Here is a 14399-nt window from a genome sequence, read left to right on the forward strand (position 1 = left end):
CGCTGGAAAACATAGCATCTGCTTCTTACGCCGTTCGCCCGCCGCCCCTACGATGGACACATGAAAACGCGCGACGGGCGCGCGTCGCAGGAGAACTGGAATGGCTTTGCTGAACATGATGCGCATGGTGTTGTGGAGTTTCTTCGGCGTACGGCGCGGCGCTGGACACGAAGCCGATCTGGCGACCGTCAAACTGCCGCTGCTGCCCGTCATGGCCGTCGTGCTTGCGCTGTGCTTCGGCGGGCTGCTGTTTGCGTTTGCCAGAATCGCCGTGACCGTCGCGCATTAACGTGTTATTGCTGCACCGCTTGCGCAATCAGATCGCCCAGCACCCGGATCGCACGCTCGATATCCGCGTGCCACGGATGTCCGAAGTTCAAGCGCACACAGTTGCGGAAGTTGCGCGACGCCGAGAAGATCGGCCCAGGCGCGAGGCTCACGCCCTGCTCGATCGCCTGTCTGTGAAGCGCCAATGCATCGACGTGCTCGGGCAGTTCGAGCCACACGAAATAGCCACCCGAAGGCGTCGTCCATTTCACGCCTTCAGGCATCGCGCGACGTAGCGCGAGATTCATCGCCTCGAGTTGCACGCGCAACGCCGCGCGCAGCTTGCGCAGATGCCTGTCGTAGCCGCCGTGCTGCAAATAATCGGCAATGCCCGCTTGCACGGGAATGCTCGCCGCCAGCGTCGTCATCAATTTCGTCCGTTGTACTTTCTCCGCGAATCGCCCTGCCGCCGCCCAGCCGATCCGGTAGCCGGGCGCCAGCGTCTTCGAGAAAGAACTGCAGTGCATCACGAGGCCTTTGCGGTCGAAGGCTATCGCGGGCAACGGATACTCCGCCTGAAAATGCAGTTCGCCGTACACGTCGTCTTCGATCAACGGCACCTCGTATCGCGCGAGCAATTCGACGAGCGCCTTTTTCTTTTCGAGCGGCATCGTTGTGCCCGTCGGGTTCTGATAGTTCGTCATGAACCAGCAAGCGCGAATGGGCTGCGTTTCCAATGCTTGCGCGAGTGCCTCCAGATCGAGTCCGGTTTGCGGATCGACAGGTATCTCAACTGCGCGCAAATCGAGCCTTTCGATGGCCTGCAACGCGGCATAGAAGCCGGGCGACTCGACGGCCACTACGTCGCCGGGTCGCGTCACCGCCATCAGGCAAAGATTCAGCGCTTCGAGCGCGCCATTGGTGACGACGATTTCATCGAGCGGTTGCGACAGGCCCATGCCCAGATAACGCAACGCGATCTGCTGACGCAAAACCTCGTTGCCCGGCGGCAAATCAACCACCGTGCTCCACGGGTTCATCGTGCGCGAGGTTTGCGCCAACGACTTCGACAGGCGCTGCAATGGAAAGAGCACGGGCGAAGGGAACGCCGAGCCAAGCGGCACCACGCCCGTGTGTTTCGCCGCTTCGAGCACGCTGAAGACGAGTTCGCTGATATCGACCTTCGCCGACTCGGTCAGCGCGCGCTTCGGACTTGCCTCGCGCGTGTCGCGAACGGCCGCTCCCGGCGCAACATAATAGCCGGAGCGTTCCTGCGCGCGAATGAGTCCCCACTCTTCGAGCAGATAGTAAGCACGAAACGCCGTCGACTGGCTCACGCCATGTTGCGCAATCACCTGCCGCAACGAAGGCATGCGCGCGCCGACCGCGACGCTGCCCGAGCGGATCTCAGCCGCCATCGTATTGGCGAGTGCTTCATATCGGTTCATTCGGGATTTCGCATTGCCGTGCGCTTATGACAAGGAGCTTTTTATACTAATCGGACCACGCGTGCTCAATCAACCCGATTGACCTGTCTTGCGTCTCATCGACAGAAACACGATCGCTGCAGAAACGGCCGCGACGCTCGCCGCTGCGTAGAAGGCATGCGCGAATCCTTCGCCGTAGCTCGAACGTGCAACATCGACGAGAGCATCGAACGACGCCGGCGGGTACAGCGCGAATGCACGCGCGAAGTCGCCTGCCATCACACGCTCCGCAAAGCCATGTATGAAGGGCAGATGTGTCTGCGCCATCCGTGCCGTCAACGTCGAACGCACGCCCTCTGCGAGCACGGCGCCGAGTCCGGAAAAACCGAGCAGGATCCCCGTGAAGCGCGACGTCGTGCTGATACCCGACGCCATGCCCGCCCGTTCGCGCGGCACCGTGCCCATGATCGCCTTTTGCGTTTCTCCATTCAGCAAGCCGCCGCCGCTGCCGAGCAAGGCCATCGCTACCATCAGCCATACGTGATCGGTGCTGCGCGCCGCGAGCGTCATCGCGAGATTGCCGCACGCAACGACCGCGAGGCCAAGCGTCAGAATCTGGCGCGAATCCATCCGCTCCGCGAGCTTGCGCCCCAACTGCGGCAAGAGCAGCATCGCCAGCGCAAACGGCAGCATGCCCACGCCGGCGCTCAGCGCGGTCTCGCCGTGCGCATTCTGAAGAAAGAGCGGCAACAGCGACGCCATCACTTGCGCGGACGATGCATAAGCGAACATCGCCACGATCGCGCCGACAAAAGGCAGCGAACGAAACAGCGCAAGGTCGAGCATCGGATGCGCGCGCCGGCGTTCCATCCATACAAACAGCGCGAACAGAACCACACCGGCGCAGGCGCGCAACGCAACCGCTGCGCTGAACCATCCATGCTCGGGGCCGAGAATCAGCGCCCACGTCAGTGAAAACATCGCGGCCGCAAAAAGCGCGATACCAGGCAGATCCAGCGCACGCGTCGTCGGATCGCGCGACTCGTCGACGATGCGCACTACGCCTGTCGCCAGCAGCCCGCAAATGGGCACATTGATCGCAAACGCCCAACGCCAGCCGAGCCATGCGCTGATCAGGCCGCCGATCAGCGGCGACAGCACCATCGTCAGCCCCATGATGCCACCCCACACGGCCCACGCTCGTGTGCGTTCGTGCTCGTGATGAAACGCGTGACCGATGATCGCGAGTGCAGGTGCGAGCAGGAAGGCGGCGCCAACGCCTTGCGCGGAACGCGCGATGTAGAGCAACGTCGCGCTACGCACGACGCTGCATGCGAGCGAGGCCGCGGCGAACAGCGCAATGCCCAGCAGAAACACTCGCTTGCGGCCATAGCGGTCGGCAAGCGAACCGGCCGGCAACAACAGCGCGGCAAAACAAAGCACGTAGGCGCTGATCACCCATTCGATATCGGCGAACGAAGCATTCAGGTCGCGCGCGATACCAGGCAGCACAATGCCGACCACGTTAGTGTCGAGCACCGTCATCGCGCAGCCCATCGACGCAATGAGCAACAGCGGCGTGCCGTGAGAGGCGGATCGAGACGTGGAAATCGAACTCATCATAAGGGTCCGGCGAAAAGGCAGAGACAACGAAAGGCTGCATTCCAACAGTTTTTCCTGTTCCGCACATTGCGGGATCACATCGATATAATTAGGTCAAAACTAACAGGCGGCATCGAGATCCGATGGAACTCAGGCATCTTCGTTACTTCGTCGCGGTCGCCGAACGGCTACATTTCGGACAGGCCGCGGAAGCACTCGGCATCGCACCGCCAACGCTCACCGTGCAAATCCAGGCGATGGAGCGCGCCTTGCAGGCGCAACTGTTTCGGCGCACCCGCCGCTCCGTCGCGTTGACGTCTGCCGGCGAAGCGTTTCTTGCCGAAGCGCGCGAGACCATCGCACAGTTCGAGCGCACAGTGAACGTGGGCGAGCGCGCCGGACGCGGCGAACTGGGGCGTATCCGTATCGGCTACGTCGGCTCGGCGGCTTTTTCCGGGGTGTTGCAAAAACAGCTTCGCGCGTTCCGCAAGTCGCGGCCGAACGTGCTCGTGCAGGCAACCGAGCATCCGATGGGCGAACTGCCCGCGCTTCTCGAAGAAGGCCGTGTCGACATCGCGTTCGTGCGTCTGCCCGTCGATCTGCCGCCGGCGCTGCGCGCGCATGTGCTGGTTCGCGATGCCTTTTGCGTGGCCTTGCCCGCCGAGCATTCGCTGGCGGCTGTCCCCGGGCCGGTCAAGGCGCGTTGGCTCGCAGGTGAAAGCTTCGTCGTGCCGGAGCAGGATCTTGGCACGCGCGAGGTCGCGCGGCGCGGCCGCTTCAGTCCGCGCATCGTCAGCACGCCTGGCTCGCTGCTGGCCGTGTTGACGCAGGTTTCCGTAGGCGTCGGCGTTGCCGTCGTGCCCAATCTGCTGACACGCGTCGTCAATCTGCCGAATGTGGTCTTCAAGACGCTCGCGGGCGAGCCGATCGTTTCCGAAGTCGCGGCCGTCTTCCGCAAATTCGAACATGCGCCCGCCACGAAAAAGCTCATCGCGCAGATCACGGGTGCGCCGGATCAGTAGTTTCGCGGGCTTTTGCGCCGTTCGCGACCTATCATGGGATAACGGTCCCATCGCGCCCGACACGTTTCGCGGGCCGTGACTGGATCGATCCTTGCTCCACAGCACCGAAGCGAACGCCCACCGCTGGCCGTGTGGCCCAGAAGCGCGAGACTATCGCCCGGGAAGGCCGGCGCCTCTGAGCGTTCGTGAATTTCATCTGGCACTCACGGAGAAATCAAATGACCATCGAATTCACCAGCCGCCGGCACGTCGTGGCCGCATCGCGAGTCGCATTCGAAGCGACCGTCGAAGGAAAAGAGGTATGGTGCAGCGTATCAATCGACGCCCTGAACGACCACTTTGGCAACACGGGCACGTCGTCGCACGATCTGATCGCGGCGTTCGAAGGTAATCGCAGGAAAATCGAAGACGCAGCCCGGCGCGTGCTGCAACGAAATGGGGGACAGTCGGTCGAGCTGGAGACTCGCGACTTTCATTGAGGGGCGTTGAAAGAGGTATAACGTGCGCCGGATGGCAAGGACGGCGCGCGTGATGCCGCAAACAAGCGGCAAGCCCACGCAGATGCTTCGTTCGATTGCCCGGCTTCATGAGTCGCAGCGCAACGGCATCGAGGCTATAGCGGCATAGTGACAGCGAGTCGAAACGGCACGAGAAAAGAAAAGAGGCCAGACAGCACGCTCGCCCCCTTTCTCCTCGCTCAGGCCGCTTATGCGCGCGCCTTTCTTCCCGCCTTTTTCGCTGTCGTCTTCTTTCGGGCAATACCATTCGTGCCGGCGGCATTGGCACCCGCGATCAGGAATTTGTTACGGTCCTTCTCGCCTGCCAGCCACGCCGGCGCGGGACCGCGGCCGCTCCACGTCGCGCCCGTCTCGGGATGGCGATACTTCGCGGGTTGCGGACCCTTGGGCTGGCCATTGCCCGTCCCGCCCTTCACGGCGGCGTGCGTCGCAGCGGGTACCGATGCGCCAGCTACCAGGTACTTCGAACGGTCTTTCGCACCCGCGATCCAGGCCGGCGCACGGCCATGACCCGTCCACGTCGCTCCCGTCTTCGGATCGATATACCGGGCCACGCCCTTCTTCTGCACGCCTGCCGATTTCAGCGCAGGACGGCCACGCTTCTTATGGCCCAAGTGCGCGTCGATATCGGCAGTCGTCAGATCGTGCTTTGCCATTAGCGCGCGAATGGTTTCTAGCGCCGCCGTCGACTTTTTCGACACGATGGCTTCTGCCTGGGCCTGAAGCTTTTTTATCCTTGCCTGAAGTGCTTCCAGTGTAGCCATATTGAAACTCCTTTGAAGTTACCGGCACTATGCCACGGACCGATTATATATGGCTAGAGTTCAACTATTACATGAAAAGACGGCCGCTCTCCTTTGTCGGACCGGGGACTGCGACCCGGATGTCAATGCCAGGTCTTCAGATCAAACACCCAAAATGTCAAAAGACTTGCATTGGCGTTGATAATCCGACTACTCGCGCGATCCATAAGACATTAGCGCTTTTACCGGTCGCAGAGCGCTGACGTATACAAGAATAGAGCACCCGCTTTCTGTTTCCAGATAGTCGATGGCGATAGAGGCGGAAGACAAAAATTCATGGTCGCCGCTTCTTTTTTGTCCCAAATGGCGGCACTCGGCTGAGCATCCGCGTGACCCACGACGCATGCTAATCGAGAACAGGACGCACGCAAGAAAGAGCCGGGGCCGCACGCGGCAGCACCCGGCTCTCATTTGAATCGGTATGGTTTTCAGTCAGGGCACTCGCAATACACGCTCGTGCGCCAACCAGCACGCAGTCAATGATGCGCGAACGCAATGCCGTCCGCATCCCTGCGCACACCCGCCTGCGACGCGCCATTCGACGCGCTGCCATATCCGCTTTGCTGCGACGACGCGGCTTGTTGAGCCGCGATGCGGGCCTCGGCATTCTGGGATGTCCGTCGGGTAGCTATTGCGATCGTCCAGCGGGCTATAACCGGCGTCATGCAATTGCACGAGTTCTTCGCGAACTTGCGCGCGCGTGAGGGGCTCTTTGTTCAGTGCAATGCGGCAACAGAAACGCTGCGAAGTCCCTTCAAGGCAAACGGGGCCGTCGCGCACTTAGGCGCGACGGCGCGGCGCCGTAGCTTCCGTTAGCACGCCGTTAGCACCCCCTTAGCTAGCCAGCTTACGGAACGTTTCGAGCACGGCATCGCCCTTGAACGGCTTCACAATCCACCCTTTCACGCCGGCGGCCTTGCCGCGCTCCTTCATCGCGGGACTGCTTTCCGTCGTCAACATGATGATGTTGACGCTTGCGTTCGACAGTTCGCCGCGAATCTTCTCCGCCATCGTCAGGCCGTCCATGTTCGGCATGTTGACGTCGCTGACCACGAGACGGATGCCCGGCGAGGCCTTCAGCTTCGCCAATCCGTCCTTGCCGTCGACAGCCGTGTCGACATCGAGGCCGTTCTTCCTCAGAAAGCCCGCGACTTCATCGCGAACCGTACTCGAATCGTCTACTACCAGAACCTTTGCCATTGCTTACCCCGTAGCGCCAGTCGAGCGGCGCATTGATTGAAAATTCGCTCTCCGCGCATTGCGCCGGAAGCGTTCAAAAGTATTGAAGCGAGTTAGAAAAGTTCGAGCTCACCCGTGCTTTCTTCCGCTTCATCGATAGAGGCGACGAAATCGACGTGTGAGCTAGCACATACGCAAAGCGTCGCACCCAGTTGTACGTTTGCGCCGATGGTCACGCGAAAAGCCGCGAGATAGTCCGGCTTCAACTCCGTCAGATACGGCACGCACGCACCGCTCAACTGATAAGGCGTCGACATGCCGAGATCCGGAAAGAACTCGACCATCTTCTGATTGATCGCGCCACAACACAGATTGCCGACTTCCATCAGTGCTTCCGCCAATGACCGGTCTTCCGACTCGCGCAGGTAATAGTCGCGGGTTGTCTTGTCGTCGTCGAAATGCAGGACGAGCAAAAAGCGGAAGGCGATCGACGAAATCGTCAACACGACAATATGGGCCGCCAGTGCTTCGTTCGCATGCTGTGCGTCGAGCGGCGCGATCGCGCATGCGTCGGCGGAGTCGATCGGCAAACGCGTACGCGCGGAATGCAAAAAGATCCGCTCGATGCTTTCTTTCGCTTGCTGACTGATCACGTCGTCGCCTGCTCTAACCGGGATTGAATCTGACCGGCAAGCGACTCCACGCTCGCCAGCGACGCTGCAATCATCTTGCCGCCTGCCTGAATGTCCTGGAACGTCGCCGTCGTGATGAGGTCGTTGCGGTTGAGGCTGTCGTGATAGCTCTTCGACAGTTCCTGCGAGCGCGCCGCGAGCGTGCGCACTTCGCTCGCGACGATCGAAAAGCCGCGCCCCGCCGCACCTGCGCGTGCGGCTTCGATCGATGCGTTCAGCGATACGATCAGCACGTGACGCACGATCGAAGACAACTCGTTGTTCTTGGCGTGCATGTCGTGGTTCTGCGACATCAGCGAAATCATCTGCTCGTGCCAGCGCTCGAACGTGGTCGACAGGTGCCGCAGACGTCCGGCTTCCGTCGCGAGGCGCCTGGCCTGCTGCAGCCATTCGTCCCTGTGCTGCTGCAAAGCGTTCAATGCAGTTCGCGCCTCTTCCGCCGACTGCGACTGCTGCGCGACATCGTCGCGCAAGGTCTCGACGAGCGCGTGCAGTTCGTGCGCCCGCTGCTCGTGCTGGCGGATCTCGCCCGCGTGACGCGCTTCGGCCTGCGCGAGCGCCTCGTTGTGTGAGTCGAGCACCGTTGCCTGCAGCGCGACTGCCCTTCTTCCGTACCACCAACGATGCGCGTATAGAGCCGCCAGCGCGCCCACCGCGCTGCCCGCCACCGCTGCCGCAATCACATACTGATCGACCACAACTATCCCCGTCGTGCTATTCGGAATGAGCGTTCGCCTGAATCGAACTCACTGTCTTCTCGGCGTCCTGCATCGATGTGCCGACGCTATCGACGGCACAGTTCTCAGGCAGATAGACGATCGTCTGGAACTGGCGGAAGTCCGCTCCCGCACGATCGTCGGTGAAGCGCAATTCGATGCGGCCGCCTTCGCGCCGGATGAAGTCGCGCACAGCATCCATGCCGACGCCGCGCCCCGAGACTTCCGTCACGTTCTGCGCTGTCGAAAAGCCGGGACGGAAGATGAACTCCGCGATGGCTTCGTCGCTCATTTGCGAATCGGGCTGCAGCCAGCCGCGATCGGCAGCGATGCCGCGAATGCGTGACAGCGCGAGGCCGCGTCCGTCGTCGCTCAGCGTGATCTGCAACGCGCCTTCCGCGACGCCCACTTCAATCTCGATCACGCCTGCTTGCGGCTTGCCGAATGCGATGCGCTGTTCGATGGACTCGATGCCGTGATCGACCGCATTGCGCAGGAGATGCATGAACACGTTCTTGAGCGTGGCGCCCGCCTGCGAGCGAACGCGGTAGCCGTTGTCGTCGATACGCACTTGGGGCGCAACCTTGCCGAGTTCGGCGGCCAGAGACGGCAGCGATTGAAGCACGCCCGCCAGCGCATCTTCCAACTTCTCCGTGCCGAGCAGACGCAAGGTTCTGCGTACGGCGTCGCGCGCCCTCAGCAGATCGCGCATGTCGGCGGGATTTGCTGCATCGAGCAGACGCAGGCTTTCCTGAATGTGATCCCGATCCACCACCAGATAGCGTTCCGCGCTGTGGACGCGCCCCGCCTTTCGACGGCCGAGGCTTACTTCGTTGATCGTCGCGTAGTGTTGCAACGCTTCTTTCACGCGAGCGAGTTCGGCCATCAACACTTCCTGGTCCCACTCGTGCGCCGACTCGGGTCGGCGCAACGCGTCGTAACGCTGCTCCGTATCATGAACGATGCTGGTCAGATGCTGCAGACTATAGGTTCGCGCATTGCCTTTGATCGTGTGCATGTTGCGGAACAGTTCGGCAACGGCGGAACCGTCGGCATGCGTGTGCTGGCGAATGATGCGTTCGTTCTCGTTGATGAAGCCCGTCGCGCTGTCGACGAAGTGATGGAACTTCTCTTCGTTGACGGCGAGAATCTCGCCGATCATTTCGAGCCGGCGCTTCTGCTCCCCTGCTTCGGCGGCGAGCCGGCGCAGCTCCGTTACGTCGCGCACGCACAGCATCAGGCGCATCACCGTGTCGCTTTCGTCGGTGATCGCGGACCAGCTCACATCGAGCGTCTTCTCGCGGCCGTCGGGCATCGTGCGCGTCAGTTCGTTGACGAGCAGATGCTGGTTGAATTCGAAGTTGATACTGTCCTCGCCGAGACACGCGAGCACCGCCGCTTCGACTTGAGACACCGTATCTGAACCGAGGTCGCTGCCCGCAAACACGAGATCCATTAGCGGGCGGTTCGCAATGTCTTTCGTTTCGAAGATCGCTTCGAGATAGGCCGAGTACTCCGAGTGAATCACCGCGCCGTCGACCACCGTCAGAATGCCTTGCTGCATGTTTTGCAACATCGCCTGAATGTCCGCCGTCTTCTGCTTGAGCTGCGCGGAGCTTTGCTGGATCTTCTCGATCATGCCGTTGAACGCGACGATCGAATGGCCGATTTCATCCATGCGCCCCACGGGCACGCGGCGCGTGAAATCCTGGCTCGATGCGATCTCGCTCATCATTTCCTGCATCCGCGACAGCGGCCGCGTGATCTGGCGATACAACAGCAAGCCGATTGCGATCAGCACCAGAATCGCCGCGCCCGATGCGCTGCCGATCGCCGTGGTCGTTGTCGCGAGGCCGGTGTTGAGCGCATCGATGGCTTCGTCTTTCTGGCGGTTCTTTTCAATGCGCAGCGTTTCGACGATACCTTCCAGTTCGTCGCGATATTGCGCGACGTTCGCGAACAGATACGCTTGCGCGAGATCGTTCTTGCCTTCGGCCTTCATCTTCGCGGTGTCGTTGATCGCCGAGAAGTAATTCGCGAGGCTGTCGCGCGCCTGCGTGACCAGCCCTTCCTGCGCGTGGCTCGCGGCCGCTTTGGCTTGCATGTCCAGTGCTGCGCCCAGCGACTTCTGTTTCGCCGCGAGTTCTTTTTGCGCCTGCTCGACCAAGTTTGCGTCGGGTGCGTAGACGAGAGTCATTGTCGCGAGCTGCACGTCCTTGACCTGCGAAACGAGATCGGCGGAAGCGAGTGCGCTCGGCACGACGCCCTGCGTGACCTGCTTGACGTCGGCGGCGCTGCCGCGAGTCTGATAGACAGCGTATCCGCCGATCGCCGACAAGGCGACCAGCATCAACACCACCAGTAGAGTGATGCGGTGACGGATGGTCATGTGGTTTTCCCCGTGGTCTGTCACTGCTGTGCGGCAGTGCAGCCCGCTCTGATTTGTCAAAAGTGCCGGGCGACGGGATTATCGTCGGCGGGTCATGACGAAGCTGTGACCGCCGTGCATTCTTCCGGTGAATGCAAGACACAATAGAACATGTCAGCTAACAACACTAAAGTTCTCGTGCTGAGTGCCGTTAACCGGCGCGCATCTTTTCGATGCGACCTCGTCACGTCCTTTCATTTTCTTATCTCACTCGTGACGAAAGGCTGAGCGGCAGGTTCTTTCGGAGCCGCATTGAGGCGCTCGTATTCCGCGATCAGTTGCGCACCGAACAGCATCAGCGTGGCCAGCGCCTCGAGACTGAACAGCACGACGATCGCCGTCGTCAGCGATCCGTACACGACGCTCACCTGCGACAGCGTCGCGAAGTACCACACCAGCACGCGCCGCGTGATTTCCCATAACACGGCGGCCGCCACCGCGCCGAAGAGTGCGTGCCGCAACGTCGTGCGGCCCACGGGGATCACCAGATAGATCGCCGTCAGCACGAAAATCTCGCCGGCGAGACCGAACAGATACAGCACGACGCGCGTCGCACCCGTCAGCGGGATTACATGACCGAACAACACAACGCTGTCGCTCGCGACGGCCTGAAGACTGCTCGACACGAGTGTGACTAGCAGCACGCCGATACCGAGCGACAGACTGAACAGATACGGCAGGATCGCCGAGAGAAGAAAGTGCCTGCGCCGGATCGCCACGCGATGCACGAAGATGATCGACAGCGCATTCTCAAGCACCGTGAACGCAAGCGAGCTGAAGAAGATCATCGTCACGACGAGGAACCAGCCGATCACCGAGCGATGCGCAAGAAAGTTGGCCAGTTCGTTGACGATCGCACGCGACTGCCCCGGCACCAGCCATTCGAGCAGACGCGTGAGCGTATCGAGCAAGAGCTTCTCGCCGACGAAATGACTGAACGCGATCGCGACGAGAATCAGCAGCGGCACGATGGACAGCAGCGCATAGTACGCAATGGCGCCAGCGAGCAGGAGGCCCTGATTCTTCCGGAAGGCCTTGATCACCTGCAATGCGAACCGCGCGGGATGCGTTGCGACGAAAACCAGCGCTCGGTTGTGTGACCGACTCTGTGCCCTCTTCACGCTCTCCACGTCAACCTCCGCTCGCGTCGCTGCGCCCGGACCTCTGCAACGGGCAAGCAAGCAACGGTCCCGGCGACGCCGCCAATAACACCAATAGCGACAGCCGCGACGCAAACTAGCCGATCATTTGCCCATTAATAGAGCAAAAGAACTTAGTCGGCCGGCGCGCGCCCTCCTGATTTACCCCAATCGCGCAGTTCCGCAGCAGTGTCGGATGAGCGGCGCAAACCTTTGTCCAGCATGGCTTTGCGTGAGATCCGGGCGCGCCGTTCTGCATGCACCGCAGCAAGACCTGAGCTTGATTTTCGGCGCGGGCACTGCTGTACTAACTAAAACAACTTGATTTAGTAAGGCCCGCGTCGCCGGCGCTCCGAAGTCCGGCGAATGCACAAGAGGCGCGATCAGCGCACACGCAAGCCGCTGAATCGACCGCTGACACAACGTCGTTGCCAATCATCCGGAGGAGCGTCCATGAACCCGATTTCCCGCAGGCCACAGCGCCGCGCGTCCAACCTGCAGCCCGTCGTCAAGGGCGTCGCCGCTGCGTGTATCGCGGCATCCGCGCTGTGGTGCGCCGGCGCGAGTCTCGCCGCTGACCAGCCTGTCGTCGGCCTGATCACGAAAACGGATACCAATCCGTTCTTCGTGAAGATGAAGCAGGGTGCGGAGGCCGCCGCGCAAAAAGACGGCGCGAAGCTGGTGACGGCGGCCGGCAAGTTCGACGGCGATAACGCGGCGCAGGTCACGGCCATCGAGAACATGATCACCGCGGGCGCGAAGGCGATCCTGATTACGCCGAGCGACACGAAGGCGATCGTGCCGAGCATCAAGAAGGCGCGCGCGGCAGGCGCACTCGTCATTGCCCTCGACACGCCGACGGACCCGCAGGACGCCACCGACGCCCTCTTCGCCACCGACAACTTCAAGGCAGGCGTGCTGATCGGCCAGTACGCGAAGGCCGCGCTCGGCGGCAAGCCCGCGAAGATCGCGACGCTCGATCTCGCGCCCGGCGTCTCCGTCGGCGTGCTGCGTCACAACGGCTTCCTGCAGGGCATGGGCGTGAAGGAAGGCGACCCGTCGATCGTGTGCAGCCAGGACACGCGCGGCGATCAGTCGAAGGGCCAGACGGCAATGGAAAACTGCCTGCAGAAGTCACCCGACATCAACGTCGTGTACACGATCAACGAGCCGGCAGCAGCGGGCGCGTATCGCGCGCTGAAAAGCGCAGGCAAGGAAAAGAGCGTGATGATCGTGTCCATCGACGGCGGCTGCGAAGGCGTGCGCAACGTGAAAGCCGGCGCAATCGCCGCGACGTCGCAGCAGTACCCGCTGAAGATGGCGTCGCTCGGTGTCGAAGCAGGCGTCGAGTACGCAAAGACGGGCAAGAAGGCGACCGGCTATCACGACACGGGCGTCACGCTGATCACCGACAAGCCGCAGAACGGCGTCGACAGTAAGGACACGAAGTTCGGCCTCGACAACTGTTGGGGCAACAAGTAAGCGCGCAACTGATGCAGTAATCGTGCAGCAAACGGAGATGCGCGCGGCGCGCATCTCCGCGAGTTCTCCCGCATGAAGTTCGCCTTGTGCGGATCATGCATCGCTTCGAGGAAACACATCATGTCGACTCCCACCGTTCCCGCTCACAGCCACCGCCGGTTGGCGGATCATCTGCCGACGCTTGCAGAAGCGGGCCCGTTGATCGCACTCGTGATCGCGTGCATCTTCTTCATCTCGCAGAGCAACCGTTTTCTATCGTTCCAGAACCTGTCGCTGATCCTTCAGCAGACCATGGTGGTCGCCGTCATAGCGATCGGCCAGACACTCATCGTACTGACGGGCGGCATCGATCTGTCGTGCGGGATGGTGATGGCGCTCGGCTCGATCGTGATGACAAAGTTCGCCGTCGTGATGGGCGTCCCGCCGGTGATCGCGATCGTGTGCGGCGTCGGCGCGAGCACGCTGTTTGGTCTGCTGAACGGCGTGCTCATCACGCGCATCAAGCTGCCCGCGTTCATCGTCACACTGGGCACGCTGAATATTGCATTCGCCGTCACGCAGATCTATTCGAACGCTGAGAGCGTATCGAATCTGCCCGACGCGATCATGTTCTTCGGCAACACGTTCAATCTCGGACCCGCAACCGTCACGTACGGCACCGTGCTCACGCTGCTGATGTACCTCGCGACGTGGTTCGTGCTGCGCGACACCGTGCCAGGCCGCCATCTCTACGCACTCGGCAACAACCCCGAAGCCGCGCGCCTGATGGGCCTTTCCGCGCAGCGCATCCTGATCACCGTCTACACGCTGTCGGGTGCGATCTACGGCATCGCCGCACTGCTGGCCGTGTCGCGCACGGGGGTCGGCGATCCGCAAGCGGGCCAGACGGAAAACCTCGACAGCATCACGGCTGTCGTGCTGGGCGGCACGAGCCTGTTCGGCGGACGCGGCTCGATTGCAGGCACGCTGCTGGGCGCATTGATCGTCGGCGTGTTCCGCAATGGCTTGACGCTGATGGGCGTGTCGTCGGTGTACCAGGTGCTCATCACCGGCATTCTCGTGATTCTCGCAGTCGCCGCCGACAAACTGTCGCGCCGTGGCGCACGTTGATTCGATATTCGAAG

The 14399-nt window shown here is 61.6% G+C and carries 14 protein-coding genes; 5 read left to right on the top strand and 9 right to left on the bottom strand.

Annotated elements, in window-relative coordinates; genetic code table 11:
- Positions 1-100: 100 nt before the first annotated feature.
- Positions 101-289 (top strand): DUF2970 domain-containing protein, encoded by a 189-nt coding sequence (locus tag BPHY_RS18100; protein WP_012402892.1) that lies wholly within the window; start codon positions 101-103, stop codon positions 287-289.
- A 4-nt stretch (positions 290-293) separates the two neighbouring features.
- On the opposite strand, the gene BPHY_RS18105 is transcribed toward BPHY_RS18100, so the two are convergent.
- The gene (locus BPHY_RS18105; RefSeq protein ID WP_012402893.1) at positions 294-1715 is read right to left on the bottom strand and encodes an aminotransferase-like domain-containing protein; all 1422 of its coding nucleotides are present in this window, start codon (positions 1713-1715) and stop codon (positions 294-296) included.
- A 69-nt stretch (positions 1716-1784) separates the two neighbouring features.
- Positions 1785-3317, bottom strand: a complete 1533-nt coding sequence (locus tag BPHY_RS18110; RefSeq protein WP_012402894.1) for an MFS transporter — start codon at positions 3315-3317, stop codon at positions 1785-1787.
- Positions 3318-3439: 122 nt separating this feature from the next.
- Here BPHY_RS18110 and BPHY_RS18115 point away from each other — a divergent pair, with 122 nt between their 5' ends.
- On the top strand, positions 3440-4318 hold the full coding sequence (locus BPHY_RS18115) for a LysR family transcriptional regulator (protein WP_012402895.1): 879 nt from the start codon (positions 3440-3442) through the stop codon (positions 4316-4318).
- Positions 4319-4536: 218 nt separating this feature from the next.
- On the top strand, positions 4537-4797 hold the full coding sequence (locus tag BPHY_RS18120; RefSeq protein WP_012402896.1) for a DUF1488 family protein: 261 nt from the start codon (positions 4537-4539) through the stop codon (positions 4795-4797).
- 227 nt (positions 4798-5024) lie between these two features.
- Here BPHY_RS18120 and BPHY_RS43855 read toward each other — a convergent pair whose 3' ends face one another.
- From BPHY_RS43855 to BPHY_RS18155, 7 genes are all read right to left on the bottom strand, one after another.
- On the bottom strand, positions 5025-5600 hold the full coding sequence (locus tag BPHY_RS43855) for an H-NS family nucleoid-associated regulatory protein (protein ID WP_012402897.1): 576 nt from the start codon (positions 5598-5600) through the stop codon (positions 5025-5027).
- Between the two features lie 471 nt (positions 5601-6071).
- Positions 6072-6419, bottom strand: a complete 348-nt coding sequence (locus tag BPHY_RS39615) for a DUF4148 domain-containing protein (RefSeq protein WP_012402898.1) — start codon at positions 6417-6419, stop codon at positions 6072-6074.
- Positions 6420-6473: 54 nt separating this feature from the next.
- The gene (locus tag BPHY_RS18135) at positions 6474-6839 is read right to left on the bottom strand and encodes a response regulator (protein ID WP_012402899.1); all 366 of its coding nucleotides are present in this window, start codon (positions 6837-6839) and stop codon (positions 6474-6476) included.
- Between the two features lie 92 nt (positions 6840-6931).
- Positions 6932-7471, bottom strand: coding sequence for a hypothetical protein (locus tag BPHY_RS18140; RefSeq protein ID WP_012402900.1), 540 nt, complete (start codon positions 7469-7471; stop codon positions 6932-6934).
- Positions 7468-8208, bottom strand: coding sequence for a methyl-accepting chemotaxis protein (locus tag BPHY_RS18145; protein ID WP_012402901.1), 741 nt, complete (start codon positions 8206-8208; stop codon positions 7468-7470). The genes BPHY_RS18140 and BPHY_RS18145 overlap by 4 nt, the downstream gene beginning before the upstream one ends.
- A gap of 16 nt (positions 8209-8224) precedes the next feature.
- A complete protein-coding gene (locus BPHY_RS18150) occupies positions 8225-10615 on the bottom strand; it encodes an ATP-binding protein (RefSeq protein WP_012402902.1) in 2391 nt (796 codons plus the stop codon).
- Between the two features lie 233 nt (positions 10616-10848).
- Positions 10849-11784 carry a YihY/virulence factor BrkB family protein gene (locus BPHY_RS18155; protein WP_012402903.1) on the bottom strand — a complete coding sequence of 312 codons (936 nt, stop codon included), beginning with the start codon at positions 11782-11784 and terminating at the stop codon, positions 10849-10851.
- A 462-nt stretch (positions 11785-12246) separates the two neighbouring features.
- Here BPHY_RS18155 and BPHY_RS18160 point away from each other — a divergent pair, with 462 nt between their 5' ends.
- Both BPHY_RS18160 and BPHY_RS18165 read left to right on the top strand, forming a co-directional pair.
- Positions 12247-13275 carry a sugar ABC transporter substrate-binding protein gene (locus BPHY_RS18160; RefSeq protein ID WP_012402904.1) on the top strand — a complete coding sequence of 343 codons (1029 nt, stop codon included), beginning with the start codon at positions 12247-12249 and terminating at the stop codon, positions 13273-13275.
- Positions 13276-13395: 120 nt separating this feature from the next.
- Complete coding sequence (locus tag BPHY_RS18165; protein WP_012402905.1) at positions 13396-14385, top strand: ABC transporter permease; 990 nt, start codon at positions 13396-13398, stop codon at positions 14383-14385.
- Positions 14386-14399: the final 14 nt, after the last annotated feature.

It is taken from the genome of Paraburkholderia phymatum STM815 (genome assembly GCF_000020045.1).
Classification (GTDB): Bacteria; Pseudomonadota; Gammaproteobacteria; order Burkholderiales; family Burkholderiaceae; genus Paraburkholderia; species Paraburkholderia phymatum.

Excerpts from the sequence above, each read along its gene's own strand:
- BPHY_RS18100 (WP_012402892.1), top strand. The coding sequence starts at position 101 with ATGGCTTTGCTGAACATGATGCGCATGGTGTTGTGGAGTTTCTTCGGC.
- BPHY_RS18165 (WP_012402905.1), top strand. The coding sequence starts at position 13,396 with ATGTCGACTCCCACCGTTCCCGCTCACAGCCACCGCCGGTTGGCGGAT.
- BPHY_RS18110 (WP_012402894.1), bottom strand. The coding sequence starts at position 3,317 with ATGATGAGTTCGATTTCCACGTCTCGATCCGCCTCTCACGGCACGCCG.
- BPHY_RS18105 (WP_012402893.1), bottom strand. The coding sequence starts at position 1,715 with ATGAACCGATATGAAGCACTCGCCAATACGATGGCGGCTGAGATCCGC.
- BPHY_RS18120 (WP_012402896.1), top strand. The coding sequence starts at position 4,537 with ATGACCATCGAATTCACCAGCCGCCGGCACGTCGTGGCCGCATCGCGA.
- BPHY_RS18135 (WP_012402899.1), bottom strand. The coding sequence starts at position 6,839 with ATGGCAAAGGTTCTGGTAGTAGACGATTCGAGTACGGTTCGCGATGAA.
- BPHY_RS18160 (WP_012402904.1), top strand. The coding sequence starts at position 12,247 with ATGAACCCGATTTCCCGCAGGCCACAGCGCCGCGCGTCCAACCTGCAG.
- BPHY_RS18150 (WP_012402902.1), bottom strand. The coding sequence starts at position 10,615 with ATGACCATCCGTCACCGCATCACTCTACTGGTGGTGTTGATGCTGGTC.
- BPHY_RS18115 (WP_012402895.1), top strand. The coding sequence starts at position 3,440 with ATGGAACTCAGGCATCTTCGTTACTTCGTCGCGGTCGCCGAACGGCTA.
- BPHY_RS43855 (WP_012402897.1), bottom strand. The coding sequence starts at position 5,600 with ATGGCTACACTGGAAGCACTTCAGGCAAGGATAAAAAAGCTTCAGGCC.